This window comes from Actinoplanes sp. NPDC024001, assembly GCF_040638955.1.
GTDB lineage: Bacteria > Actinomycetota > Actinomycetes > Mycobacteriales > Micromonosporaceae > Actinoplanes.
Genome location: NZ_JBEZZB010000044.1, coordinates 38,288 through 64,229, shown reverse-complemented (window position 1 = coordinate 64,229; position 25,942 = coordinate 38,288). Strand labels below are relative to the sequence as shown.

Sequence of the window (25,942 nt, the reverse complement as noted above, 5' to 3'; positions counted from 1 at the left end):
CCGGGATCGTGGCGGGTGCCGGGATCGTGGCGGGTGCCGCCGAGACCGGGGCCGGTGCCGGCGCCGAGATCGGAGCCGCTGAGACGGGTGCGGGCGCCGGCGGCGCCGAGGCCTGAGCGGCGGTCGGGCCGGAGACCGGCGCGGTCGGCACCGAGGCCCGGCCGGGGCGGTTGAGCTGGCCGGGGACGAACGGCGGGGCCGCGGGCGCGTCGCCGGGCATCGCCGCGTCCAGGCCCATCCGGTCCTGCAGCAGGCGGGCGACCTGGCGGCTCACCTCGGCCGGGTCGGCACCGTCGGCCAGGTCCAGGCGCAGGCTGTGGGCACCCGCGGGGGTGGCCCGCAGGGACGCGTCGCGGACGCCCTCGACCTCGCGCACGGCGGCGAGGATGTCCTGGACGTCGAAGCCCTCCTGGCGCTCCTGAGCCGGCAGCACGTCACCGCGACGCAGGTGCGTCGCGATGCGCGCCAGGGCGGGCGCCTCGGCCGATGGCTCCACGGACGGCGGCTCCGGGACTCGGGGGACGTCCGGCTGGGCCGGGACGCGCTGCGGCAGCGCCCCTTTGTTCTCGTCGGGTGCACCGGCGGCGGGCGGGGCGTAGGGGGAGGTGAAGCTGGACGAATCGTACGACGGGCGGGCCACCGTGGCCGGGTTGTCCGCCGATCGTTTGTCCCCCGCCGGTGCGGTCTCCACCTGCGGGAGCCCCTGGGCCAGGGTGTCGGTGAGCAGCGCGTGACGGGATCGGGTGGGTTCAGCCGGGGTTATCTCTGGCTCCGTGGTCGGCGCCCAGTCAGGGCGAGGGCTCGAGGTGGGACGCGCCATCGGCACCGCGGCACGCTGGGTGACCACGGGCGGCATCTCCCGGTACGAGTCGTCCAGATCCCCCTCGTACGGAAAAGGGGGAGCACTGCTGGGCGCGGGAGCGTTCCCAGACGGGCGCCGATGACCGAGGATGTCAGCCAGCCGGCTGCGCTCTCCGGACCAGGGCGAAGCCGGCGTCTCAGCGGCGGGTTCGATCTTCCCGGAAGAGGGAATCTCGGAACCCTCCGGGTACGCGGGCGGCACGGGAACACCTGAGGAGGGGGCAGTGCCGAAAGACCGGCCGAAGGATCGGCCCTCCGCCGGACGCCGCCACGGCGGTATGTCCGCTCCCTGGTCCAATGCCGGGTTCGTGTTGGCCCACGGACTCTCGCCGTTCATCCAGCCGTTACCCCGTGTGCGGTCCCGCGAGTCGGCGCCGTTGCCACTCGCTGCGGCTCCGGTGTCTCCGGAATGCCCTGATTCATCCACCGCGTGCTCCTCGCTCGCCCCCGCTGAGGCTACCGTGTGGTTGCAGTGGCGATAAGTTGCAGCGTCGCGACAATTGCCCGCACGACCGCGACATGCGCCGATCCGGGCAATCCGCGACGCCAAACTGCGGGGACCGACCCCCTGGAGGTTCACAGAAATGACCGCTGCGTCCGGCGGGGCACAGACCGCACGACCGACCCGCCTGCCACGTTCGGCGCGCCGCAAGCAGTTGCTGGCCGCCGCGCAGCAGGTCTTCGTCGCGCACGGCTATCACGCCGCTGCGATGGACGACATCGCGGAGCGGGCGGGCGTCTCGAAGCCCGTTCTCTATCAGCACTTCCCCGGCAAGCTGGAGCTCTACCTGGCCCTGCTCGACACGCACTGTGACGCGATAATCGCCAAGGTGCGCGGGGCCATGCTGGCGACTCCCGACAACAAGGAGCGTGTGAAGGGCGCGGTTCGCGCGTACTTCGACTTCATGGATCACGAGAGCGAGGCCTTCCGGCTCGTCTTCGAGTCCGACCTGCGCAACGACCCCCAGGTGCGCCAGCGGGTCGAGCGGGTCGAGCAGGGCTGCATCGCCGCTGTGACCGACACCATCATCTCGGACACCGGCCTGCGGCCGGACCAGGCCGAGTTGCTCGCCTCCGGCCTCGCCGGAGCGGCCGGCCAGGCCGCGCAGTTCTGGCTGGCGAACGGCCGGCGTACGCCCAAAGCTGAAGCCGAAGCGCTCGTAGCTGCGCTGATCTGGCGTGGGATCGCCAGCTTCCCGTTGCAGGGCGGTTCAACGGCCGGAACGCCGCCGGAAATCGGATAGCCTTCGCTACGGAAGACGGTTGACAGAGGAGGGCTCCGTGGAGGTCAAGATCGGCGTGCAACATTCGCCGCGTGAGCTGGTGCTGGAGAGCGCGCAGACCCCGGCGGAGGTCGAGCAGGCGGTGACCGAGGCGATGGCCAAGGACAGCGTCCTGTCGCTCACGGACGAGAAGGGCCGCAAGGTGATCATTCCGATCGCCAAGGTGGCCTACGTGGAGATCGCCGAGGCGTCGCACCGCCCGTTCGGCTTCACCACTCGCTGAGGTACCGGGAGGGCGCCCTGGTCACAGGGTTCCCTCCCGTAAATTTGCTCTCCGGTGCACCCGACGTTCGTCGGGTAGACTCGTCTCGTCGCCGCCCGCGTCGATTTGCCTGGCCGATCCGGCCCGGCTCTTCCGCCCGGCGACTGCGCGTGCGGCCCGCCTCTTCGTGGCGTGTGGCCCGCGCCAATACGAGACCGCGCCCCAGGACACGACGGGCGCACCACGAGAGGGCACCCGTAAAACTTCATGACCGACAATGAGCAAGCTCTAGTACCCGTAACCACGCGCGCACCCGTCCGCCCGGACAGCCCCACGTTCGCCGATCTCGGCGTCCGCGCCGAAACGGTGGAAGCCCTGGCCAAGGCTGGGATCACCCACGCCTTCGCCATCCAGGAGTACGCGCTGCCGATCGCCCTGCGCGGCACCGACCTGATCGGCCAGGCGCCGACCGGCACCGGCAAGACCCTCGGCTTCGGTCTGCCGCTGCTGGAGCGCATCACCGCCCCGTCCGAGGGCGCCGACGGCCAGCCCCAGGCGCTGATCGTCGTTCCTACCCGTGAGCTGGGCCTCCAGGTGGCCCGCGACCTCGCCGCCGCGGGCAGCACCCGCGGCGTGCGAGTTCTCCCTATCTACGGCGGGGTGGCGTACGAGCCGCAGGTCGAGGCCCTGAAGAAGGGCATCGAGATCCTGGTCGGCACCCCCGGCCGCCTGCTCGACCTGGCCAAGCAGAAGCAGTTGAAGCTCGGCTCGATCCGGGCCCTGGTGCTCGACGAGGCCGACCGGATGCTCGACCTGGGCTTCCTGGAGGACGTCGAGAAGATCCTGGCCATGCTCCCCGAGCAGCGCCAGACGATGCTCTTCTCGGCCACCATGCCGGACCCGATCGTGGCGCTGTCCCGCCGGTTCCTGCACAACCCGGTCACCATCCACGCCGGGCACACCACGGAGAGCGGCCCGTCGCCGCTGACCAAGCAGGTCGTCTACCGCACCCACCCGATGAACAAGCTCGAGATGGTGGCGCGGATCCTGCAGGCCCGTGAGCGTGGCCTGACGATGATCTTCACCCGGACCAAGCGGGCCGCCGACCGGGTCGCCGAGGACCTCGACTTCCGCGGCTTCGCGGTCGCCGCCGTCCACGGCGACCTGGGCCAGGGCGCCCGGGAGCGGGCACTGCGCGCCTTCCGGACCGGCAAGATCGACGTGCTGGTCGCCACCGACGTCGCGGCCCGCGGCCTGGACGTCTCCGGCGTCACCCACGTGATCAACTACGACTGCCCGGAGGACCCGGACACGTACACGCACCGGATCGGCCGGACCGGCCGGGCGGGCGCGACCGGTGTCGCGGTCACGTTCGTGGACTGGGAGGACATGCCGCGCTGGGTCCTGATCGACAAGTCGATGGGGCTGAGCATGCCGGAGCCACCGGAGACGTACCACACCAGCGCCGCGCTCTACGCCGACCTGGACATCCCGACCGACGTCTCGGGCACCCTGCCGACCGCTGAGCGCAGCCGCGCCGGCCTCTCCGCCGAGGTCGAGGAAGACCTCGGCAGTGCGCGCCGGCCGGGCCGGGGCCGCAGTCCGCGGGGTGGTCGCACCCGCGGTGGTTCGGGTCCGTCCTCCTCGGCACCGACAGCCGAGGGCGACAGCGAGGGCGGTGAGCGGCCCAAGCGCCAGCGGCGCCGCCGCCGGCTGGGCGAGTCCGAGACCGACGCCCCGTCGGGCGCGCCGTCGTCGGACGTCCCCGAGACCCCGGCTGCCGGGGAGGAGCCCGCCGCACCGCGGACCCGGACCCGCCGGCGCCGTCCGGCAACGGCTGCGCCGGTCTTCTCGGACGATCCCGCGGCTTCGGCTCCGTCCGACGTTGCTCTGTCCGACGCTGCTCTGTCCGACGCCGCTCCGTCCGACGCTTCGTCGGATGCTTCGTCGGCGGAGGAGGGCGCTCAGCCTCGCCGCCGGCGCCGTCGCACCACCCGCACCGAGAGTGCGGCCGAGCTGAGCGGTCAGTCGGAGTCCTGACCGACCGCTGACGCACGGGACACCACCGGTGTCCCGTGCGTTGTCAGTTCCAGTGCTCCCCCAGCTCGGCCAGCACGTCGACGTTCAGCCGGTAGGCCGCGGACACCTCGGCCAGGAAAGCGTCCTGCTCGGCACCGGACCAGCGCACGGCGTTGAGCCGCTCCCGGTAACGAGCCCGGAACAGCGGCGGGTCGACCCCCTCGAACACGAAGAACCGGTAGCCCTGGCGGCGCAGCCCGTACGCCTTCACGATCGCCTCGCCCAGCCATTGACCGCCGGACAGGTCGCCGAGGTAGCGGGTGCAGTGATGCGCCACATAGCCGGTGGCCTGGTCGAACGCCGAGTACCGGATCCGGGTGCAGTAGGTGGTGGTGGACGGCAGCGCGGTCACCCGGCTCTGCCAGCGGGCCCCGTAGAGATAGCGCAGGTCGGCTTCGAGCGCCGGGATCCGGAACAGCTCGGGAAAGACGAACCGGCGGGCCACCGGATCCGTGGCCATCGCGGCCGTGGCCAGCTCCAGCGTCTCGTAGATGAACCAGTGCTGGGCGAGCAGCGCGGCATAGGCCGCGAACGGCAGTCGGCCGTGCGCCAGCCCCTCCACGAACGTGCTCCGCTGGGCGGCGGCGCGGTCGTCCCGGGTGTGTTCGCGCAGGCGGGCCGAGAGCAAGACCATGAAACGGCACCACCTCTCCGCACCCCGTCGATCAACTTAACCGCCGGGCAGAATGGACGCCATGCCAGAACCGCTCGATCATGTCCTCGCCGAGGTGCGGGAACTGCTGCTCGCCCCGGGTCTCACCCGGGCCGTCGCGGCCGGCCGGCGCCGCGGTCACGTTCCCTCGGTGACCCGTGCCCAACTCCGGCCGGTCACCCTGAAACACGGGCGGAAACTGCAGATCGTCACCGATGACGGGGCGCGGCCGTACACGCGCAACGTCACGCCCGGCGACGAGGCCGCCGCGGCGGTCGACGCGCTGCTCGCCGAGCCGTTCGGCAACTGGCACGTGGAGACCGAGAACGCCACCGTCCAGGTGCGGGTCACCAAGAAAGGCGACGCGCAGGTGCACCGGGCCGGGGCGGTCGCCCCGGTCGCGTCCCAGGAGCACGACCGCACCAAGCAGTGGCTGCTCGACCCGGGCGACCCCCTCTTCGAGGTGATCGGCGGCAACGCGGCGAAACGCCGCCAGATCGACGCCTTCCTCCGCGCGCTCGCCGCGACGCTGCCCGAGCAGCTGCCGACGCCGCTGCGCGTCGTCGACCTGGGCTGCGGCAACGCCTATCTCACCTTCGCCGCCTACCGCTATCTGGCCGGGCGCGGCGCGCACGTCAAGGTCGTGGGGGTCGATGTCCGAGAGGACCAGAGGGTACGCAACAGCGCCGTCGCCGAACGACTGGACTGTGCCGCTGACGTGACGTTCGTGGCCGGGACGATCGAGGAGGCCGAGGTGCCGTTCGCGCCCGACCTCGTCCTCGCGCTGCACGCCTGCGACACGGCGACCGATCAGGCGCTGGCCCGGGCGGTGCGGTGGCAGGCCCGGTGGGTGCTGGCGGCGCCGTGCTGCCACCACGACATCGCGGCGCAGCTCAAGGGCAGTGCGACGCCGACGCCGTACGCGGAGGTCACCCGGCACGCGATCCTGCGGGAACGGTTCGCCGACGTGCTCACCGACTCGCTGCGGGCCGGGCTGCTGCGCCTGCACGGCTACCGGGTGGACGTGGTCGAGTTCATCGACTCCGCGCACACGCCGCGCAACCTGCTGCTGCGGGCCCGGCGCACCGGCGCCGACCCCACCGACGAGCAGCGCACCGAGTACGACGCGCTGGCCGGACAGTGGGGCGTCACGCCCGCGCTGGCGAAGATGCTGGGCTGAGCCTCAGCTGACGACGACGGTCCAGGCCGCTGTGGAGACCTTCCCGGCGACCTGGAAGTCGAAGAACATCCGGTAGGTGCCGGGGCTCGGGGCGGCCAGCCAGAACTTGACCTTGCCGTCGACCAGCTGGGTCTCCGGGTGCACGTGGACATATCCGGTGTCGCCCTGGCGCAGCACCACCAGATGCCCGAAGGCGCCGAGGTAGGGCTCGACCGCGGCGGGTTTGCCGGCCCTGTCGGTGACGGTCATCAGCAGGGGCTGGGTGGATTCAGTCACCGGGGTGCCGGCGTACGTCACGTCGTACGTCGGACCGGTGGCAACCCGGGCCGGGTCGGGCAGGGTGACCGGTGTGTGGGCCCCGGCGACCGTCAGGTCGCTGCCGAGCGTGGTGGCGAGCGGGCTGCCGCCGACGACCGCGGTGAAGTCGGCGATCATCCGGTAGCTGCCGGGTTCGGCCAGGGTGAGGTCGATGCTCCAGGTGCCGTCCGGCGCCATGGTCGGGTGCAGGTGCTGGAAGCCGGTGAGATCGCGGCGGATCACGATCAGGTGCAGCGGCTTGTCGTGGACGATCGAATAGGTGGTGACCGGGGCGCCGCCCGGGCCGTTGATCGTGAACTCGAGCTTCTGCGCCCGGTTGGCGGGGAATGCGGTGGTGACCGGGGTGAGGGTCAGGCCGTTCGAGCTGAGCGAGAGCCCGCCGACGGCGGCTCCGGCCGCCGCGCCCGGGATGGGCGCGGTCGTGCCGTGCGCGTGGGGCTGGCTCTCGTCGACGACCGAGGCCGAGGCCGCGGGGGTGGCAGCGGGCGCGGCGGGTGCGGCCGCGGGTCCGTTGTTGAGGCGGCCGAGGCCGTAGCCGGCGAAGAGGACCACGATGAGCAGCGCACCGATGGCGGCCAGCCGGAAGGCCGCGTTGTCCGGCGGGGTGCGGGGTGTGCCGTCAGCGGGGTCGCTGCCGGATGGGTGCCGCGCGGGGTCCTCGTCGTCGGAGGCCCCGTCGCCGGGCAGACCCTGCCGCGCCGTGTCCGCGTCGTCGGAGGCCTCGGTGCCGGGCAGGCCCCGCTGCGCCGTGTCCGCGTCGCCGGAGGTCCCGGCGCCGGGCAGAACCTGCCGCGCCGTGTCCGCGTCGTCGGAGGCCTCGGGGTCGGGCAGACCCTGTTGCGTCGTGTCCGCGTCGTCGGAGGCCTCGGGGTCGGGCAGACCCTGTTGCGTCGGGCCTGCCTTCTCTGCGGGCTCGGGTTCGGGTGAGCGCTGGTGTGCCGGGATTGCTTCGGTGCCGGCCTGGGTCTCCTCGGCGGGGGTGGCGTCAGGCATCCGCGAGCTCGTAGCCGGCCTCGTCGACGGCCGCGCGCACGGCATCGTCGGTCAGCGGCGCCTCACTGGTGACCGTCACCCCGCCGGAGGCCAGGTCGACCTGCACGTCGGTGACGCCGGACAGCGCCGAAAGCTCCTCGGTGACCGACTGGACGCAGTGCGAGCAGGTCATGCCCTTCACGGTGTAGTTGCTGGTCACAGCCATGGTCAACCCCTCCGGCGTCGTTCGGCCCGGTTTTCGTTTCGTTTGTCCGGCCTGGCCGCCAGCATACCCCCAGCCGGTATACCTTCCCGGACCGGCGGTTGGGAACTGCGTTGGCCGGCTCCGGCCCAGTTGATAGACCGGTCCCCGGCATCGCACGACCAGGTGAGGAGAAGAAACGGTGAGACAGCTCGAACGCGGGGAGTACACCCTGACCGACGACCCGGGACGGGTGGACCTCGATCGGGTGCACCGATGGTTGTCCGAGGAGTCGTACTGGGCGGCCGGCCGCGAGCGCGACCTCGTGGCCCGCTCCATCGAGGGCTCGCTGCCGTTCTCGGTGCTCCACGACGGGGTGCAGGTCGCCTTCGCCCGGGTGGTCACCGACGGGGCGACGTTCGCGTGGATCTGCGACGTCTTCGTGGACAGCAGCCACCGCGGCCGCGGACTGGGCACCTGGTTGATCGACAGCATCGTGGAAAGTTTGTCGTCGCAGGGCCTGCAAAGGTTCCTGCTGGCGACGAAAGACGCACAGGAGGTTTATCGGCGGTCCGGGTTTGCCGAGCTGATGGGTGCGCACCGGTTCATGGAGATCGACCGCCGGCCCACGCGCAACGCCATCCTTGGCAAGTCATGACCTGATCGAGCCGGTAAGGCAGCGCACCGCGCGGCCGCGCCCAGTTGCGGCTTGGTGTGCCGGGCCCGGTGGCGGCCGGCGAGTTCGGGCCTGTCGGGTGGGCCAGGTCGGCTTGCGCGTGGGGCGGGGGCAGGTCGGCGGCCGCGGGAGCTGCGGCCGCCGACGGGTCTTCGGTTGCGGGTGTGGTCAGCCGGCGATGGCCAGGGCGAGGGGTAGGACCGCCTCGGCGCCGGCTCGGCGCAGAGCCCGGCCGGCCAGGGACATGGTCCAGCCGGAATCGACCAGGTCGTCGACCAGCAAGATCGGACCGACGAGGCGGGTCAGCTCGTCGGCGATCGTGGGAGGGACCGTGAAGGCCTCGTGCAGAGTGCGGACCCGCTGGGCGCTGTTGCCACGGTGACCGGTTTCGCTCACCCGATCGGTGGACAGGACACCCAGGAGGGGTAGCCGTCCGACGGTCGAGATGTGCTCCGCGAGGCTGTGGATAAGTTGTGGATGGCGGTGGGAACCGACCGCCACCACGGCCACTGGGCGCTGGCGCCAGGCGTCGTCGCCGCGGGCCCACGCCTTGAGGACCTCGACGACGGCGCCGGCCAGCTCGGACGGAATCGGAGCGTCGGGTGAGTCGGGCGAGACCACACCGCGCAGTCGACTGCCCCACCCCAGATCGGAGAGGCGGCCGACGGCCCGGCCGGGCTCGATCTGCTCCGCTGAGCCGATCTTGCCCTTGAGGGTAATGCCGACCGCCGCGAGGCCGGTGGGCCACATCTTCTTCGGCGCGATCTCCACACCGGGCCGGCCGAGGAAGGCGTCCGCCGCGGCCAGGGATGCCGAGGAGACCTCGGCGTCGAAGAGCGGGCCGGCGCAGTTGTCGCACCGGCCGCACGGGGCGGCACCGGGATCGTCCAGGCAGCGCCGCAGGAATTCCATGCGGCAGGTGGTCGTCCTCGCGTACTCAATCATGGTTTGCTGCTCGGTCTCGCGCGCCTCGGCGACGCGCCGGAGCCGGGCCGTGTCATAGGTCCACGGCTCGCCGGTAGCGAGCCAACCGCCGCGTGTGCGGCGGACCGCGCCGTCGACGTCGAGCACCTTCAGCATCAGCTCGAGCCGGTTGCGCCGCAGGTCCACCAGGGGTTCGAGGGCCTGGGTGGAGAGCGGGCGGTCGGGTGACAGCTGTGCCAGGACGGCACGCACCTGGTCTTCCGGCGGGAAGGCGAGCGAGGCGAAATAGCGCCAGATCGCGGCGTCTTCCGGGCCGGGCAGCAGCACGACCTCGGCGTGCTCGACGGCGCGGCCGGCCCGGCCGACCTGCTGGTAGTAGGCAATCGGCGAGTTCGGCGCGCCGAGATGGACGACGAAGCCCAGGTCGGGCTTGTCGAACCCCATGCCGAGAGCGGACGTCGCCACCAGAGCCTTGATCTTGTTGTCGAGCAGGTCCTGCTCGGCGACCCGGCGCTCGGCATCCTCGACCTGGCCGGTGTAGGACGCCACGGCAAAACCACGGGACCGCAGGAAATCGGCGGTCTCGGTGGCGGCGGCGACCGTCAGTGTGTAGACGATGCCGGAGCCCGGGAGCCGGTCGAGGTGGTCGGCCAGCCACGCCAGCCGGCGCGCGGGATCGGACAGGCTCAGCACGGCGAGCCGCAGTGAATCCCGGTCGAGCGGGCCGCGGAGCACCAGGGCGTCGCCGAGCTGATCGGCGACGTCGGCGGTCACCCGGGCGTTGGCGGTGGCCGTGGTGGCGAGCACCGGCGTGCGGGTCGGCAGGCCGCTCAGGAAGGTGCGGAGACGCCGGTAGTCGGGGCGAAAGTCGTGGCCCCAGTCAGAGACGCAGTGGGCCTCGTCGACCACGAGCAGGCCGGTGCTCGACGCCAGGCCGGGAAGCACGTTGTCGCGGAAGTCGGGGTTGTTGAGCCGCTCCGGGCTGATCAGCAGCACGTCGACGTCGCCGGCGCGGATCTCGTGCTCGATCTCGGACCACTCGTCGAGGTTGGCCGAGTTGATGGTGCGGGCCCGGATGCCCGCCCGGGCCGCGGCGTCGACCTGGTTACGCATCAGCGCCAGCAGCGGCGACACGATGACTGTCGGGCCGGCCGGTGGGTCACCGGGCTCCGCGGTGGCGCCGCCGCGAAGCAGGGCCGTGGCCACGAAGTAGACCGCGGACTTGCCCCAGCCGGTGCGCTGCACGCAGAGCACGCGGCGCCGGTCCACAGTAAGAGCCTCGATGGCACGCCATTGGTCCTCGCGGAGCACGGCATGCTCGCCGGCCAGTTTCCGCAGCACCTCCTCGGCCCGCTCGCGCACCGCCGCTCGCTCGGCCGCACCGGCCGCCATCCGCGTCGAATCAGTCACCCGGCATGTCTATCAGCCCGCGGCGGGTGGTCCGGAGTTATCCACAGTCCGGAGTTGTCCACAGGCTGGAGGAGCAATTCGCACGCCGGGCTTGCCGACCGGCGATGCTGCTGGGGCGAACACGCATCGAGGGTTCGCAGTCCGATCGGGATCGTCGAGAGGTGGGGTGCGGGGGATGGACGGGCTCACAGCGCCGGCGCCGATTGGGGTGGATCGCCGGGCTCGGCAAGGTCCGGTGCGACGTGGCGTCTGGCCGGGGCAGCCGCGGCCTCGCCCACCACCAGGCCGGGCCGGCCGATGGCCGGCCCGGTGCCCCGACGGTCTGCTGCGCCGGCGGGCTGGTCGGCCGGCGGGCCGGTCTGCCGGCGAGCTGATCCGCCCGCGAGCTGGTCGCCGGCGACTGGCGAGCCGGCGAGCTGGTCGGCTGGCGAGCTGGTCGGCTGGCGAGCTGGTCGGCTGGCGAGCTGGTCGGCCAGCGGCTGGCCGGCCGGCGGCTTCCTTGATTGCGACGAACGAGGGTCACCAGGGTGTAAGTCTCTAAGACATGACCAAAACCATCGCCGAGAAGTTGCTGATCAAGCCGAACTCGACGCTGTGGCTCAACGAACCGGCACGGCTGCCGCTGCTGACACCGATGCCGGAGGGTGTTCGGGAGAGCGGCACGCTGGCGACCGCCGGGACCGCGGTGATCTTCGCCGAGAGCGCGGACGCCGTCCGGGAGCAGCTCACGAAGAACCAGGCTGACCTGGACAAGCCTGGTGCCTTCTGGATCGCCTATCCGAAGGGGAACAAGGCCGACATCAACCGGGACACGCTCTGGCCGATCGTCGCCGACTTCGACATGCGGCCGTGTGGGCAGGTAGCAATCGATGAGCGGTGGTCCGGACTGCGCTTCCGCCCCAACCGGCCAGGCGAGGAACGGTTCACCGGCGGCGCGGCCGGCTGACGGCGCGGGCAGCGCGACCGCTCAAAGCCGGATAGCTGACGGCGCGGGCGCGTGGGCAGCTAACAGTGCGGGCGGCGCGGCCGCTTGGGCGGGTGGGCGGCTGACAGTGTGGGCGGCGGGGCCAACTGACGGCGCGGGCCGCGTGGACGGCACGGCCGGCTGAAGGCACGGGCCGCACGGCCGGCTGAAGGCGCGGGGCTGCGCGCCGCCGGCTGAAGGCGCGGGGCTGCGCGCCGCCGGTCTGCGGCTGGGAGGCGCTGACGCGCGGGTCGGTGTGGAGGTGGAGAGGGCTGCTGGGAAGGGCTTCGTCAGCGGCCGAGGACGGAGCCGCCGTTGACGTTGATGATCTGGCCGGTTACGAAGCTGCCGCCGGGGCCGACCAGCCAGCGGACCGCCTCGGCGATGTCGGCCGGCACGCCGGCGCGCTTGACCAGGGTGGCGTCGACGCGTGACTGGTGGCCCTCCGGCGTCATCCGGCCGAGGAAGAACTCGCTGTCGGTCACATAACCCGGCGCGATCACGTTGGCGGTGATGCCTTCGCCGCCGTGCCGGGTGGCGAGGTCGAGGGCGTACCCGTGCAGGGCGGCCTTGGCCGCGGAATAGGGGCCGCCGCCGCCCCGCTGGGCGGCGATCGAGCTGGTCAGGATGATTTTGCCGCCGGGGCGGCGCAGCTGGGGCAGGAGGGCGGTGGTCATGAGCACGGCGGTGAGCACGTTCGAGTCCAGGTTGGCGCGCCAGCGGGCGGCCACGCCCTCCAGGGTCTCCTCGTCGCCGGGAAGGAACGCGCCGGCGTTGTTGACCAGCACATCGACCGTGCGCCCGGCCACGGCTTCGACCACGGCGGGGATCTGGGCCGGGTCGGCCGCGTCCGCGGTCACCGCGGTGGCCTGGGGGCCGATCCACTTCACCGCGTCGGCGAGCACATCCGGGCGGCGACCGACGATGATCACGTCGAAGCCTTCGCCGGCGAGCATGCCGGCTGTCGCCTTCCCGATGCCGGTTCCGCCGCCGGTGACCACTGCGAGTCTCGTCATGGCACCGACCCTATCGGGGGACGCACCGCGCGGCGCGCGGTCACAGGGCCAGGGAAAAGCCGGTGCTGCGCTTCGGTACGGGGACAGCCACCCGACCACTCGGCACCTCGTCGACCTGCTTGCGCGGCGTCCCCCCTCGGCGCGTGGTCGTCCGCTTGCGTTTCGGCGTTCCGTGGTCGCGCGACGGGGTCTCCTCGACGGTGGCGCTGACCGAGTTGTTATTGACCGTGTCCGGATTCGTGCTGCCGAGGACCTCCGTCCGGCAGCTCTGGTCGTTCAGCACGAACGAGAGCGGCAGCGGGTTCCGGTCCCGGTATTCGCCCTGCAGGGTGATCACGCGCGAGCGGCCCTTGCCGGTGACCACGACCCGGCGGCCGTGCTGGGCCACCGACTTCGACAGCGAGGCGAGACGTTGCGTGCCGGGGTAGCTGAACGCGACCTGCCAACCCGACTTCTGCGCGCCGGTCGCCTGCACGGTCAGTTTCGCCTCGAAGTCCGTGCCGGAGTCGTGGCGGACCTCGTACCGGATGGCGCATCGTGGCCGGCGGGTGCCGCCGGCGGCCGCCGCTCCGACCGCCGGGCCGCCAGCTCCCGCGGCGGTGGTGTGCGTCCGGTCGGCGTCGTCGGCCTCGCGCCGGGCCGACCAGCTGAGCGCGGTCGCCGCCAGCAGGATCACGGTGGCGAGGGCGGCGATCGCCGGCATCCGGTTCCGCCGGCCGCCGGCCGGCCGGTCGGCGCGCACGCGACGACCGATGAAGACGCCGCCGCCGAGCGGGCGTACGCGGCCCATCCGGAGCGCGGCGCCGATCTTCAGCCCGGCGCGCAGCCGGAGCTTCGCGGCTCGGGTTCGGCACGGTCGGATCGCGCTCAGACTGGCGCCCACGAAACTGTGCAGCGCGGTGGCCACGCGAGGCGGCGAGACCGCGCCGCCAGCGGTGACCTCCGGCTCGGCGAGCGGCCGGCGAAGCAGTTTGCGGCGGGGCTGTCCGGCGGTGGGCACCGGGACGACCGCGCGGGCGGCCGGAACCGCTGGGCGTTCACCAGCTCGCAGCGGCGGGATGATCACCCGCACGCCGACGGTCGCGGCCAGGGCCCGGGCGACTTCGGCGGCCCCGGGACGGTCGGTGGGGCTTTTCGCCAGGCAGCGCAGGCACAGGTCGGCGACGGCGTCCGGCATCCCGGGGAGTTCGGGGATGGGCTCCGGGTCGGCGTAAAGGTGGGCGCGTAGCGCCTCGGCGGTGTTCCCCGCCGGCCAGGGCAGTCGTCCGGTGAGGGCGCGGTACAGGAGCAGGCCGAGGGCGTACACGTCGGTGGCGGGCGACACGGAGGCGCCGCCGAGGCGTTCCGGAGCGAGGTAGGCCGGGGTGCCGAGCAGGCTGCCGTCGGGGGCGGCGTCGCGCTGCCCGATGGCGGCCGAGATGCCGAAGTCAACGACCTTCGCGCCGGCGCCGGTGAGCATCACGTTCGCCGGGGTGACGTCGCGGTGCACCACGCCGCGCGCGTGGGCGGTGGCCAGCGCGGACGCGACCTCTGCGGAGATCATGACGGCTTCGCGCCAGTCGAGCGAGCCCTGCCGGCTGATCCGGGCCCCGACGGACTCGCCGTCGTTGAGTTCCATCACCACGTACGGGACGGTGAGCCGGTCGGAGATCGGCGCCTCACCGAAATCGTGGATGCCGGTGATGTGCGGGTGACTGAGGCGGGCGGCGGCCAGCGCCTCCTGGCGGAGCCGGTCCCGGAAGGCCCGGTCCTCGGCGAGCCGCGGCGAGAGCACCTTGACCGCTACGTCGCGGCCCAGCGTCTCGTCGTAACCGCGCCAGACCACCGACATGCCGCCGGTGCCGAGCTTCTCGACCAGGCGATACCGCCCAGCGAGACGGAGCGATCCATCGTGACCGTTTCGCTCCGTACGCCCCATGCGCCGATTCTCGCCCGAGCGGATCGCCGCCGGTGCCGCACAGCGAAAACCCGCGTCTAAACCCTCAAATCCGACCGAAGCGCGAACGAGGCGGACTCCGCGAACGGAAGCTCGGGCTCAGCCGGCCAGGAGCTGGTCCACCGGGGCGTAGTCGTCGGTCAGGACGCGGGCATCGCCGATGAAGTCGGCCAGTTCAGCACCGGCCAGCAACGTCACCGGTGTCCTGATGCCGGCCAGCCGGGACCGGATCGCCTCGATCGGGAGCGGCCTCTGCGACGCCACGATCACGAAGTTCGCGCCCGTCTTCCCCGCGATCGCATCGGGCGGGGCGATCAGCGCGACCTCGGAGAACGCCGCCGCCACCGTCGCCAGCTCGGCCCGGATGAAACGGTTCGGCGGGTAGTCGATCACGTTCTGCGTGTACACCCCGGCCGGCCGCAGCACCCTCGCCACGTCCTCGGCCATCTCCCTGGTCGCCAGGTGCCACGGGACCACCAGGTGGCCGAACGCGTCGCCGACCACCAGGTCGTACCCGGCGTCCGGCTGGGCGGCCAGGCCGACCCGGGCGTCGCCCACCTCGACGCGCAGGTCCGGGCCCGTGGTCAGGCCGAGCCGGTCCCGGTCGAGGGTGACCAGGCCGCCGTCGAGTTCCAGCACGTACTGCGAGCTGCCCGGACGGGTGGCGCGCAGATAGTTCGGCACGGTGAAGCCGCCACCGCCCAGGTGCAGCGCGTCCATCCGCTCGCCGGACGGTTTCAGCACGTCGGCGACGGCCGCGATCCACTGCACGTATTCGAATTCCAGGTGCAGCGGGTCGGCCAGGTCGACGTACGAGTGCCGCGCCGAGTTCAGCACGAGCGTCCGCCCGTCCGGGCGGTCCGGGTCCTCGACGACGCTGGCGCAGTGGTAGGCCGTCTCCACGTCACAGGGCGTCGGCGCGGTCGCGCCCAGCCCGGCCCCGACCAGCCCGACGACTGCCAGGACCGCCCGGGCCCGCGGCGAGCCGGGCAGCTCCGGCCGGTTGCCGTCGCGCCGCAGCCACCAGCCGAGGACCAGCCCGCTCAGCGCCAGAAGCACCGCCAGGCTCAGGATGATCACGCTGCTCGGCATCGCCGCCACGAAGACGAAACCGGTGACCAGGGTGGCGGTGATCGCGCCGAGGGTGCCGATGCTGGACAGCCGGCCCACCACGGTGCCGGCCCGGCGCAGGTCGGCGAGCTGCAGTTTGACCACCATCGGCGGGATGGTGGAGAGCACCAGGGCGGGGAGGAAGACCGCCAGTGCGGCGAGCATCAGCACGGCCGGGGCGGCGCCGCCCCGCAGCAGCTCACCACCCCACCGGACCAGGGGGAGCGTGACGGCCGTACCGATGGCGCCGAGGATCAGGGCGGGGGCGAGCAGGGCCCGCGGGTCGTAGCGGTCGGCGAGGCGGCCGCCGACCCACGCGCCGTAGGCGATCGCGGCCAGCGCTACCCCGATGACCGAGCTGCTCACCTGGAGGGTGACCCCGACGTACGGGCCGACCAGGCGTAACGCCACGATCTCCAGCACCAGGACGGCGCCGCTGGCTCCGAACGCGAGGGCGGTCGCCAGGGCCGAGGGCAGAGCGCGCGGCACAGGGTCCATCGGCGGCGGAGTGTCCATCGCCGGGATGCTACCGGCGCCCGCTGTACCGGCACGGCATCGACAGGCCGCTCAACGAATCAGGTGTGCGTTCGCTTCCATGGCCGGCCCGGCGAACTCCGGCAGTTCGACCACCTCGATGCCGGCCGCGATCAGCAGTGCGACCCCCTCGCAGGTGACGAAGATGTCCGGCTCCCGCCAGGCGAGCACCACCCGTGGGATGCCCGCCGCGATGATCAGGCTGACGCAGGTGGCGTGCGGCCGGCTGCTCCGCTTCGAGCAGGGCTCCAGCGTGCTGTAGAGGGTGGCGTCACGCAGCCGCCGGTCACCGGCCGCACGCAGCAGCGCCGACTCCTCGGCGTGCACATACGGGTCGGTGTCCCGCGAGTACCCGGAGGCGATCTCAGTGTCCCCCGCGACGATCACGGCCCCGACGGCGAAAGCGGTCTCGGAGCGCGGGCAGAGGTGCGTCAGGTCGACGGCACGTCGCATCCACCTCTGGTCGTCCATGACCGGAAACGCTATCCGGGGCAACCCGGTCGGGAGCGGCCGGGTTCAGAGCATCGAGAGGTGTACGTGGTTGGTGTGCGCCGCCGACGGCCCACCGCTCCCGCTGTACGCCCGCCAGCCGCTGCTCGGCATCCAGATCTGCCGGTACCAGATCACGTACATGACTCCGAGCTTGTCGGCGTTCTTCACGAAGTAGGAGGCCAGCCGGTCACCGTAGGCCTTGTCCTCGCCGGTGGCCGCCGCGTTCTTGAAGGTCCCGACCGCCGACGAGAAGTCGCAGGCCCGGCCTTTCGGGTGTTCGCCCGACGACCGCTGGCTCCAGCACTCCGTGTAGCGCTTGAACCCGTCGGAGCGCGCCTCCTCGTAGGCGTGCAGGGTCCGCGGCGTGATGCATCCGCCGGAGGTCGGGTCGTTCACCGTGCAGGACTCCCTCGGCCACGACCCGTCGGAGTTGCGCGGCGCCGGCTTGGCGGCCGGCGAATCCACCGAGACGAAGCCGCCGGCCGAGCCGCCGCCGACCTCGGCGAGGGCCAACTCGGCCTCCCGCTTCTTCCGGGCCATCACGTTGACCTGGCGTTTCTGCTCAGCGATCTCGGCGGTGAGCGCGGTCTGCGCCTGTTTCGCGGCGTCGATGTCCCGCTGGTACTGCGCGAGGGTGCTGCTGTCCATCTGGGCGAGCACGTCGAGGCTCTGCACCTTGCCGATGAAGTCGTCCGGTGAGGCGCTGTTGAGCAGCAGCGTCACGGTGCTGATCCGGCCCATCTGGTACGACCGGTTCGCCACCGCGTTGACCTGCGCGGTGAGTGCTTTGGCGCTCGCCTCGGACGTCGAGATCGTGGTGGCGAGCTGCTTCTGACGCTTCTTGGAGGCAGCCAGTTTGTTCTTGGCCTGGTCGTATCCTTTCGCGGCGCTGTCCAGCGCGGCACGCAGCTTCTTCGAGCCGCCTTCCGGGTCGGACGGCGCCGCGACGGCGGGCGCGCCGAGGATCATCGAGAAGGCGACGGCGAGGAGCGTCAACAGGGCGATACACCTGCGCGGGAGAGTGGCCTCCACGAATACCTCCAAGTCCTAAGCGCGGGTACTTTACCGTGCCGGACCTGGGAAAAGGGAGATCGGCTAGGTGGCCGAGTAGCCACCGTCGACGAAGAGTGTCTGACCGGTTACGGCCTGCCCAGCAGCACTCGCCAGAAAAACCGCACACCCGGCGAAATCGGTCGGCATCCCGTTGCGGCCGATCATCGTCCGGGCCGCGTGCGCCGACACTTTCGTGGGATCGCTGAACACCGCTTCGGTCAGCGGCGTGTGCACCACACCGGGCGCCACCGCGTTGCAGCAGACGCCGTGCCGGGACCAGGCCTCGGCCTGCGACCGGGTCAGCCCGACGAGACCGGCCTTCGCCGCACCGTAGGCGCCACTGTTCCCATATGCCCGGAACGCCTGCTGGGAGACGACGTTGATGATCCGGCCCCAGCCGCGGCGGGCCATCGCCGGCCCGAACGCCTGCCCGAGCAGGAACGGGGCGGTGAGATTGGCGGCCAGCGTGACGTCCCAGTCGTCGTCGGTGAGCTCGTCGAGGGGCGGGCGCAGGTTCACCGCCGCCGAGTTCACGAGAATGTCCGGCTCGCCGTACCCCTCAGTGATCTTTGTCGCGACGGCCTTGACCGCCGTGCGGTCCGCGAGGTCCGCGGAGATCGCGTCCGCCTCGGCGCCGTGGCCGCGCAGCTCGGCCACCACCTCGGCCATCGGCGCTTCGCGCCGGGCCACCACCACGACCCGCGCGCCGGCGCGCCCCAGCGCGACGGCCATCGCGCGCCCGATCCCCGAGCTGCCGCCGGTCACCACGGCGACGCGCCCGCTCAACCCGAAAAGATCATCGAGGTACGAGGACATGCACGCACCTTAGATCACTCGACAGCGGGTGCCCCATCGGGAAAAAGCGTGCCGTGGGCCGAGCGCCAGATGTCCTCGTTGGCGGCGACCAGCAGACCGCGCTGCCGGTTGGTCGGCCGGTACTCGGCTCCGTCGAGGTGCCGCACCACCCCGCCGGCCTCCCGGACGATCAGCGAGCCGGGCGTGTGGTCCCACGGCAGAATCCGCCAGAACATCCCGAACTGCTGCTCGTCGGTGGCGATCGCCGGGTACTCGTATCCCGCGCAGTGCTTGCCGGCGGTGTAACCGCCGAGGCCCGCGGCGTTCGCGCGGACCCGATTGCCGAGGTCCTCGGGGAGGTACTTGTGCGACACCACGCCGTGCAGCGCCGCGGCGCCCGGGTCGTCGGTCCGGGTCTTCACCCGGACCCCGTCGCGGTACGTGCCGGAGCCCGCCTCGGCCACCGTCAGGTGGTCATCGACCACGTCGAGGATCCAGGCCGCCGCCGTCTCGCCGTCACGGACCAGCGCGACCATCACGCAGAACGGCGTGCGGCCGGCGGCGAAGTTGTTGGTGCCGTCGACCGGGTCGACGATCCAGACCGCTCCCCCGCCACCGATCAGGTCACGCACCGCGGGGTCGGCCGCGACCGCCTCCTCCCCGACCACCAGCGAGCCGGGCAGCAGCGCGGTGAGCCCGCGGGCGAGCGCCCGCTCCGACTCCTGGTCGGCGATGGTGACCAGGTCACCTGGCGCTTTCTGCTGCACCTCGTCGGCGGCGAGCCGCCGGAAGCGGGGCAGGACGATCGTCTGGGCCACCTCACGGACGAGGTCGGCGACCTGATCAAGCACGCGGCGGCAACTTCACGACGCTGACGAAGAACTCGTCGATCTGGCGGATCACCGCGATGAACCGCTCGAAGTCGACCGGTTTGGTCACGTATGCGTTCGCATGCAGCTGGTAGCTGCGCAGGATGTCCTCGTCGGCCGAGGAGGTGGTGAGCACCACGACCGGGATCCGGCCCAGATCGCCGTCTTTCTTGATCTCCTCGAGCACCTCGCGGCCGTCCCGCTTCGGCAGGTTGAGGTCGAGCAGGATCAGGTCGGGGCGCACCGCGTTCGTGAACTGTCCCTCCTTGCGCAGGTAGGCGAGCGCCTCCGCGCCGTCGGAGACGACCGTGAGCCGGTTGCGGACCTTGTGCTCCTCGAACGCCTCCTGGGTCATCAGGACGTCTCCGGGATCGTCCTCGACCAGCAGCACCTCGATCGGCGTACCGTTCTCCCGAGTAACACTCACGCTGTCATCACCTCTTCCGTGTGCTCCTGCGACTCCGCACCGGGCAGCACCGGCAGCGTGAAGTTGATCGACGCACCCTCGGGCACGTTGACGTCCAGCCAGATTCGACCGCCATGGTATTCGACGATCTTCTTGACGATGGCCAGACCGATGCCGGTGCCGTCGTAAGCGTCCCGCGCGTGCAGCCGCTGGAAGATCACGAACACCTTGTCGGCGAACTCGGCCTCGATGCCGATCCCGTTGTCCCGGACATTGATCTGCCAATCGCCGCCCTCGCGTTCCGCGGTGATCCGCACCACCGGCGGCACGTCCGGCCGGCGGAACTTCAGCGAGTTGCCGATCAGGTTCACGAAGAGCGTGGTGAGCAGCGGCTCCTCACCCTCCACCGTGGGCATCGCGGTCCAGCTGATCTCGGCGTCCTCACCGGCCCGCGCCTCCAGCTGCGATTTCACCTCGCCGAGCACCTTGTTCAGGTCGACCTCGGTGAAGCCGCTGGTGAGCCGGCCGATCCGGGAGAAGGCCAGCAGGTCGTTGATCAGGCGCTGCATGCGCTGGGCGCCGTCCACCGCGAACGAGATGTACTGGTCCGCGCGGTCGTCCAGCTGCCCGGCGTAACGCCGCTGCAGCAGCTGGCAGAAGCTGGCCACCTTGCGCAGCGGCTCCTGCAGGTCGTGCGAGGCGACATAGGCGAACTGCTCCAGGTCGCGATTGGACCGGGTCAGCTCCTCCGCCTGTGACTGCAGCTGCTGGTTCACCCACTCGACCTGGCCGCGGGCGTTGCGCACCTCGGCGAGCTCGCTGGCGATCTGCTGCCGCATCAGGTCGACGTCGGCGGCGAGCGCCGCCAGGTCGGATGACCCGTACCGGCTGACGATGTGCCGGTCGTAGTCGCCGGCCGCCACCTCCCGCACCTGCGCCGCCAGGTCCACGATCGGGCGGCTGACCAGCCGGTCCAGCAGCAACAGCAGGATCAGGCCGGCCAGCACGATGATCGCCGCGGCGGCGATCTCGATCGCCACCAGGGTCCGGCTCGAATCGCTGGCCGCGTCCGCCGACTTGGTCCGCAGCGTCTGGATGTGCTGCTGCATGACGGCGACGGCGTCCCGGACCGCGTCGAACTCGGCGGTGTCGGAGGCCTCCACCTTCTGCTGGGCGGCCTCCGTCCCCTCGGTCCGCACGGTGGTCAGCACCGGTTCGGCGATCTCGGCCCGCCAGGTCGCGGCCCGCTGCGTCACCACGTCCAGCGCGGCACGGATGTCGGTGTCCGCGGGTTTCAGCAGGCTGCGGATCCGGGCGACCTGCCGCTGCTCCTCCGCGATGCCCAGCTCGTACGGCTGCAGGCTGCGCTCCTGGCCGGTGATCGCATAGCCGCGGACCCCGGTCTCCTGGTCCACCAGCGCGGTGTTCAGGGTCTCCCCCGCCGCTCGCATCGGGCTGGCCCGGTTGAGGATGTCGTCGACGTGCCGGTTGTTCGCGGTGGCGGTGACCGCCGCGAGCACGCCGAGTGCCGCGAGGATCAGGCCCACCGCGGCGCAGAGCGCGATGATGCGCCCGCGCAGTGTCCAGCTGCGCGCGTCGAGCAGGGTCACCGCCCACCGCCCCGGGAGATCAGCAGCATCGCCACGTCGTCGGCGAGCGGGCCACCGTTGGCCTCGTCGGCGCGGCCCACCAGCCAGGCGGGCAGGGCCGGGATCGGCACCTCACGGGCGGTCGGGTCGTCCAGCAGCTTGCAGAGACCGTCCACGTCGAGGCGCTCGCTGCCGACGCCGGTGTGGCCCTCGATCAGTCCGTCGGTGTACATCAGCAGGGACCAGTCATGGCCGGTGAACTCCAACTCCGTTGCGGGTGTGGGAGCAGGACGTACCCCGAGCACGATTCCGGTACGCGCGGACACGGGTGCCACTCGCCCGCCGGAGAGCACCACCGGTGGCGGGTGTCCTGCCAGGCGTACGGTCGCGCGGTTGCCCTGGAGATCGATGCTGGCCGCGGCGACCGTGGCGAACACCTCCCGGGCTCGCCGTTCGGACATCAGCACCTGCTCCAGCGAGGGCAGCACCTGCTCCTCGGGGACGCCGGCCAGCACGAGTGCCCGCCACGCGACCCGTAACTCGACGCCGAGCGCCGCCTCGTCCACACCGTGTCCACAGACGTCGCCGACGATCACGTGCAGCCGGTCGTCGCCGACCTGCACCACGTCGTAGAAGTCACCGCCGAGCAGGCCCATCGCCCGGCCGGAGCGGTAGAACGGCTCGACCGCGACCTCGGTGGTCTGCATCAGCGGCTGCGGCAGCAGACCGCGTTCGAGGCGGGCCGACTCGGCCTGCCGCAGCTCCACCTCGCGCAGCAGCCGGGCGTTCTCGTCGGCCCGCTTGCGCTCCACCGCGTAACGCAGTGAACGGATCAGCAGAACGCCGTCGACCTGGCCCTTGACCAGGTAGTCCTGCGCGCCCTCGGCGACCGCCTGTACGCCGAGGTGCTCGTCCGAGCGCCCGGTGAGCACGCAGACCGCGGCACTGCCGGCGACCGCGAGCAGCTTGCGCAGGCCGTCGATACCCTCCGCGTCGGGCAGGCCCAGGTCCAGCAGCACGCACTCGACGCCGACCAGGAGGTTCTGCGCCTCCCGGAGGCTGCTGGCGACGGTGAGGTCGAACGGCGCCTCCGCCTCGCTGAGCAGTTCACGAACCAGGAAGGCGTCACCCTCGTCGTCCTCGACGAGCAGGATCCGCAATCTTTCCAGCTGGTTCGCCGCGTACCTGCGGGGCGCGAGCGACCGCTCCGTCATTCCGATTCCCCACTCGACGCATAGGTGACCCGCAAATCGTGTACCACGCGAGGCGGGCGCACAACTCCGGTCATCACCTCGTGACCTGCGCTCACCTCGGGCCCGTCGCGTTCTCCTCGGCGACCCGCCGTGCATGATCCGCGATCACCTGGCCGAGGATGCCGTGCAGGCGCCCGCAGTCCCGGCAGTGCAGGTTCTCGTCGAGGTGGCGACCACCACACTCGACGCACTCACCGCGATCCTCCGGGTCCCGGTAAGAAGCCAGCGCCCGGCACATCGCGCGGATAACATGATCACTGAGGGTGAAGACATCCTCGCCGAGGGCGGTGCGCACGCCGAGGACAGCGACGGGTGGGGCGTCCGGGTGCGGGTTGTAGGGAGACACCGCGTCGATGAACTCCGCGATGACGGCAGCAGGGTCGAGCGGGGTAGTCACCCGGACCACGCTATGCCACGCCGCAAAGGATCTTGGGGGTACCCGTCCGCCCTAACGACCGCTTAGATGTCTCCATGCGTGACTACGCCCTGACCCGGCCGGCCCGCCGCGGCCTCGCCGCGATCGCCGTCCTCGCCGTGCTGGCTCTCGCCGGCTTCGCCGCGATGACGGCCATCGCGCCGCCGGCCGAGCGGGCGACCTCGGCGCCCGCCACCGAGTTCAGCGCGGCCCGGGCCTTCACCCAGGTACGCACGATCGCCACCACCACGCATCCGGCGGGCAGCCCGGCGAACGACCGCGTCCGCGACCACCTGGTCGAGACCCTGCGCGGACTGGGCCTGTCCCCGGAGGTGCAGGACACCGTCACCGTCCAGGGCGGGCAGCTGTCGTCCAGCGCGGGCGGGACCGGGCTGGCCCGGGTACGCAACGTGGTCACGCTGATCCCCGGGACCGCCTCCACCGGGCGGATCTTTCTAGTCGCGCACTACGACTCCGCGCAGGTCGGGCCGGGCGGCAACGACGACGCCGCGGGTACGGCGACCATCCTGGAGACCGCCCGTGCCCTGACCTCCGGTGACGGGCTGCGCAACGACGTGGTTCTGGTGCTGACCGACGCCGAGGAGGCCTGCCTCTGCGGGGCCAAGGCGTTCGTGGACCAGCACCCGCTGGCCCAGGAGGGCGGCGTGGTGCTCAACTTCGAGGCGCGCGGCAGCAGCGGCCCGGCGATCATGTTCGAGACCTCGGAGGGCAACAGCCGGCTGGTCGAGGCGTACGGGCAGGTGCCGTCCCCGGTCGGCACGTCGTTCGCGGTGGAGATCTACCGGCTGCTGCCGAACGACACCGACTTCACCCCGTTCCTCGACGCGGGGCGGTTCCTGGGGCTGAACTCGGCGTACATCGACGGGGCCGCGGTCTACCACGCGCCGACCGACACGCCGGAGGCGATGGACCGCGACAGCCTCCAGCATCACGGCGACAACGCGCTGGCGCTGACCCGCGAGCTGGGCGGCCGCGACCTGACGGCACTCGAGAGCGGCGGTGACGCCACCTACTTCCCGGCCGCCGGTCTGCTGGTGCGCTACCCGGGCGCACTGGTGTGGCCGCTGGCCGTCCTCGCCCTGGTCGCGGTGGCCGCGCTGGCCTGGCTGGTCCGCCGGCAGGGCCGCAGCACCGCACGGCGGATGATCGCCGCCGCCGGGCTCACCCTGATCCCGATCCTGTCCGCTCCGGCTCTCGCTCAGGGCCTGTGGGCCCTGCTGGTCCTGATCCGGCCGGAGTACGGCGGGATGCCGATCGACCCCTACCGTCCACTGTGGTACCGCCTCGCGGTGATCGCCCTGGCCGCTGCCACCGTCCTGGCCTGGTACGCCCTGCTGCGCCGGCGGATCGGCCCGGCCGCGCTGGCCGTCGCCGGGTTCGGCTGGCTGGCCGTGCTCGGCGTGGTGCTCGCCGCGGTAACCCCAGGCGGCGCCTACGTCGCCACCCTGCCCGCCCTGGCCGGGGCGCTCGCCGGCCTGGTGGCCATCCACGTCCCGGACGGCGTCGCGGTCGCCGTGATCGCCGCCGGCGCCGCGGTCGCGATGGTGATCCTGTTGCCCACCGTCTGGATGCTCTTCCCCGCGCTGGGCATGCCGATGGCGGGTGTCGGCGCGTTCCTCACCGTGCTGCTCGGGCTGGCCCTGCTGCCGGTCGCCGACCTGATCCACCCGGCCGCCGGCGGCGCCCGCGGGATGGAGGCGCTCCGGGCCCGGCGGCTCGGCGCGGTGCCCACCCTGGCCGCCGTGCTCGCGGTGCTGGCCTGCACGGTGACCGGTCTGGCCGTCGACCGGTTCGACGCGAAGCACCCGTCGCTCACCCACCTGATGTACGCCCTCGACGCGGACAACAACACCGCCCGCTGGCTCAGCGAGGAGGCCGAGCCGCAGGAGTGGACCGCCCAGTACGTCAGCGGCTCCCCGGAACCGGTCACCGCGTCGCTGCCGGCCTTCGGCGACGAGAAGCTGCGCAGCGGGCCGGCGCCGGCTTTCGCCGACCTGCCCGCGCCGAATCTCACCCTGGTGGCGGACACCCGTTCCGGTGACACCCGGACGCTGCGCGTGCGGTTGACGCCGCAGCGGGCCGCCCGGTTCGTCACGTTGCACGTCTCGCACGAGACCAAGGTCTTCTCCGCGACGGTCGGCGGGCAGCCGGTGGAGACGACCGGCGAGGCCGGCGGCGGCTGGAACTTCGGCATCGTCTTCCACGCCCCGCCGCAGGAGGGCGTGGAGGTGGAGCTGACCGTGCACGGAACCGGACCGGTCCGGTTCCGTGCGATGGACGCCAGCGACAACGTCACCGAGGTGCCCGGCTTCAAGCCGCGGCCGGAGGGGGTCGGTGTGCTCGGCTCGCACAGCAGCGAGATGGTCGCCGTCGCCAAGACCTACTCACTGTGACGACGCCTGGGCAGCAGCGAGGCCCCGGTCGCCGACGCCCTCCGGTTCAGCGTCAGCGACCGCGGCCCCGCCGGCCGGTAGGCGCGTCGAACCGGAAGTGCACGAAGAGCCGGCCCCAGTTGTCGCCGTCCTTCTCCACCCGGTGATAGAGCTGCTTGATCTCTTTCTGGTCGAGGAAGCGGAGCACCTTCTTCTTCAAGGCGCCGCTGCCCTTGCCCGGGATGATCTCGACGAGCGTGGCCTTCTTCTGGATCGCCTCGTCGATGATCCCGCGCAGGGCCCGATCGATCTCGTTCCCCTTGTTGAAGATGTCGTGCAGATCCAGCTTCAGCTTCAC

Annotated in this window: 23 protein-coding genes and 1 pseudogene; 7 read left to right on the top strand and 17 right to left on the bottom strand. The window is 71.8% G+C overall.

What is annotated here, in order from left to right; genetic code table 11:
- A pseudogene (locus AB0F81_RS19235) lies at nt 1-1,198 on the bottom strand (Daple); the annotation flags it as partial.
- Between the two features lie 247 nt (nt 1,199-1,445).
- On the opposite strand from AB0F81_RS19235, the gene AB0F81_RS19230 reads away from it, so the two are divergent.
- The 3 genes from AB0F81_RS19230 (at nt 1,446) to AB0F81_RS19220 (ending at nt 4,386) form a co-directional block, all read left to right on the top strand.
- Entirely contained in the window at nt 1,446-2,105 is a 660-nt protein-coding gene (locus tag AB0F81_RS19230) for a TetR/AcrR family transcriptional regulator (protein ID WP_111648576.1), read from the top strand.
- Nucleotides 2,106-2,142: 37 nt separating this feature from the next.
- Complete coding sequence (locus AB0F81_RS19225; RefSeq protein WP_196419642.1) at nt 2,143-2,367, top strand: DUF3107 domain-containing protein; 225 nt, start codon at nt 2,143-2,145, stop codon at nt 2,365-2,367.
- 246 nt (nt 2,368-2,613) lie between these two features.
- Entirely contained in the window at nt 2,614-4,386 is a 1,773-nt protein-coding gene (locus AB0F81_RS19220) for a DEAD/DEAH box helicase (protein WP_360198975.1), read from the top strand.
- Nucleotides 4,387-4,429: 43 nt separating this feature from the next.
- On the opposite strand, the gene AB0F81_RS19215 is transcribed toward AB0F81_RS19220, so the two are convergent.
- Entirely contained in the window at nt 4,430-5,059 is a 630-nt protein-coding gene (locus AB0F81_RS19215) for a biliverdin-producing heme oxygenase (protein ID WP_360198973.1), read from the bottom strand.
- Between the two features lie 61 nt (nt 5,060-5,120).
- On the opposite strand from AB0F81_RS19215, the gene AB0F81_RS19210 reads away from it, so the two are divergent.
- The gene (locus AB0F81_RS19210) at nt 5,121-6,257 is read left to right on the top strand and encodes an SAM-dependent methyltransferase (protein WP_360198971.1); all 1,137 of its coding nucleotides are present in this window, start codon (nt 5,121-5,123) and stop codon (nt 6,255-6,257) included.
- A gap of 3 nt (nt 6,258-6,260) precedes the next feature.
- Here the strand turns inward: AB0F81_RS19210 and AB0F81_RS19205 are convergent, their stop codons facing one another.
- Together AB0F81_RS19205 and AB0F81_RS19200 are read right to left on the bottom strand one after the other, a co-directional pair.
- Nucleotides 6,261-7,568 (bottom strand): hypothetical protein, encoded by a 1,308-nt coding sequence (locus tag AB0F81_RS19205; protein ID WP_360198969.1) that lies wholly within the window; start codon nt 7,566-7,568, stop codon nt 6,261-6,263.
- On the bottom strand, nt 7,561-7,773 hold the full coding sequence (locus AB0F81_RS19200) for a cation transporter (RefSeq protein ID WP_360198967.1): 213 nt from the start codon (nt 7,771-7,773) through the stop codon (nt 7,561-7,563). The genes AB0F81_RS19205 and AB0F81_RS19200 overlap by 8 nt, the downstream gene beginning before the upstream one ends.
- 178 nt (nt 7,774-7,951) lie before the next feature.
- On the opposite strand from AB0F81_RS19200, the gene AB0F81_RS19195 reads away from it, so the two are divergent.
- A complete protein-coding gene (locus AB0F81_RS19195) occupies nt 7,952-8,407 on the top strand; it encodes a GNAT family N-acetyltransferase (protein ID WP_360198965.1) in 456 nt (151 codons plus the stop codon).
- Nucleotides 8,408-8,593: 186 nt separating this feature from the next.
- Here the strand turns inward: AB0F81_RS19195 and AB0F81_RS19190 are convergent, their stop codons facing one another.
- Nucleotides 8,594-10,741, bottom strand: coding sequence for a DEAD/DEAH box helicase (locus AB0F81_RS19190; RefSeq protein WP_360198988.1), 2,148 nt, complete (start codon nt 10,739-10,741; stop codon nt 8,594-8,596).
- Between the two features lie 562 nt (nt 10,742-11,303).
- On the opposite strand from AB0F81_RS19190, the gene AB0F81_RS19185 reads away from it, so the two are divergent.
- Nucleotides 11,304-11,705 (top strand): hypothetical protein, encoded by a 402-nt coding sequence (locus tag AB0F81_RS19185; RefSeq protein ID WP_360198963.1) that lies wholly within the window; start codon nt 11,304-11,306, stop codon nt 11,703-11,705.
- Between the two features lie 308 nt (nt 11,706-12,013).
- Here AB0F81_RS19185 and AB0F81_RS19180 read toward each other — a convergent pair whose 3' ends face one another.
- The 11 genes from AB0F81_RS19180 to AB0F81_RS19130 form a co-directional block, all read right to left on the bottom strand.
- Nucleotides 12,014-12,739, bottom strand: a complete 726-nt coding sequence (locus tag AB0F81_RS19180; protein WP_360198961.1) for an SDR family oxidoreductase — start codon at nt 12,737-12,739, stop codon at nt 12,014-12,016.
- Between the two features lie 40 nt (nt 12,740-12,779).
- Nucleotides 12,780-14,657: a serine/threonine-protein kinase gene (locus tag AB0F81_RS19175; RefSeq protein WP_360198959.1), complete on the bottom strand. Its 1,878-nt coding sequence runs from the start codon at nt 14,655-14,657 to the stop codon at nt 12,780-12,782.
- Nucleotides 14,658-14,774: 117 nt separating this feature from the next.
- Nucleotides 14,775-16,301 carry a fused MFS/spermidine synthase gene (locus AB0F81_RS19170; RefSeq protein ID WP_360198957.1) on the bottom strand — a complete coding sequence of 509 codons (1,527 nt, stop codon included), beginning with the start codon at nt 16,299-16,301 and terminating at the stop codon, nt 14,775-14,777.
- Between the two features lie 51 nt (nt 16,302-16,352).
- Nucleotides 16,353-16,790, bottom strand: a complete 438-nt coding sequence (locus AB0F81_RS19165; RefSeq protein WP_360198955.1) for a deaminase — start codon at nt 16,788-16,790, stop codon at nt 16,353-16,355.
- Nucleotides 16,791-16,835: 45 nt separating this feature from the next.
- Nucleotides 16,836-17,780 carry a hypothetical protein gene (locus AB0F81_RS19160; protein ID WP_360198986.1) on the bottom strand — a complete coding sequence of 315 codons (945 nt, stop codon included), beginning with the start codon at nt 17,778-17,780 and terminating at the stop codon, nt 16,836-16,838.
- Between the two features lie 126 nt (nt 17,781-17,906).
- On the bottom strand, nt 17,907-18,680 hold the full coding sequence (locus AB0F81_RS19155) for an SDR family oxidoreductase (RefSeq protein WP_360198953.1): 774 nt from the start codon (nt 18,678-18,680) through the stop codon (nt 17,907-17,909).
- A 14-nt stretch (nt 18,681-18,694) separates the two neighbouring features.
- Nucleotides 18,695-19,510 (bottom strand): inositol monophosphatase family protein, encoded by an 816-nt coding sequence (locus AB0F81_RS19150; protein WP_360198951.1) that lies wholly within the window; start codon nt 19,508-19,510, stop codon nt 18,695-18,697.
- A complete protein-coding gene (locus AB0F81_RS19145) occupies nt 19,503-19,955 on the bottom strand; it encodes a response regulator (protein WP_360198949.1) in 453 nt (150 codons plus the stop codon). Before AB0F81_RS19145 ends, AB0F81_RS19150 begins: the two co-directional genes overlap by 8 nt.
- Nucleotides 19,952-21,544, bottom strand: a complete 1,593-nt coding sequence (locus AB0F81_RS19140; protein ID WP_360198947.1) for a CHASE3 domain-containing protein — start codon at nt 21,542-21,544, stop codon at nt 19,952-19,954. The genes AB0F81_RS19145 and AB0F81_RS19140 overlap by 4 nt, the downstream gene beginning before the upstream one ends.
- Nucleotides 21,541-22,737 (bottom strand): SpoIIE family protein phosphatase, encoded by a 1,197-nt coding sequence (locus AB0F81_RS19135; protein WP_360198945.1) that lies wholly within the window; start codon nt 22,735-22,737, stop codon nt 21,541-21,543. The genes AB0F81_RS19140 and AB0F81_RS19135 overlap by 4 nt, the downstream gene beginning before the upstream one ends.
- 91 nt (nt 22,738-22,828) lie before the next feature.
- Nucleotides 22,829-23,173 carry a hypothetical protein gene (locus AB0F81_RS19130; RefSeq protein ID WP_360198943.1) on the bottom strand — a complete coding sequence of 115 codons (345 nt, stop codon included), beginning with the start codon at nt 23,171-23,173 and terminating at the stop codon, nt 22,829-22,831.
- Between the two features lie 74 nt (nt 23,174-23,247).
- On the opposite strand from AB0F81_RS19130, the gene AB0F81_RS19125 reads away from it, so the two are divergent.
- The gene (locus AB0F81_RS19125) at nt 23,248-25,605 is read left to right on the top strand and encodes a M28 family peptidase (protein WP_360198941.1); all 2,358 of its coding nucleotides are present in this window, start codon (nt 23,248-23,250) and stop codon (nt 25,603-25,605) included.
- Nucleotides 25,606-25,657: 52 nt separating this feature from the next.
- Here the strand turns inward: AB0F81_RS19125 and AB0F81_RS19120 are convergent, their stop codons facing one another.
- Nucleotides 25,658-25,942 carry a Smr/MutS family protein gene (locus tag AB0F81_RS19120; protein WP_360198939.1) on the bottom strand — a complete coding sequence of 95 codons (285 nt, stop codon included), beginning with the start codon at nt 25,940-25,942 and terminating at the stop codon, nt 25,658-25,660.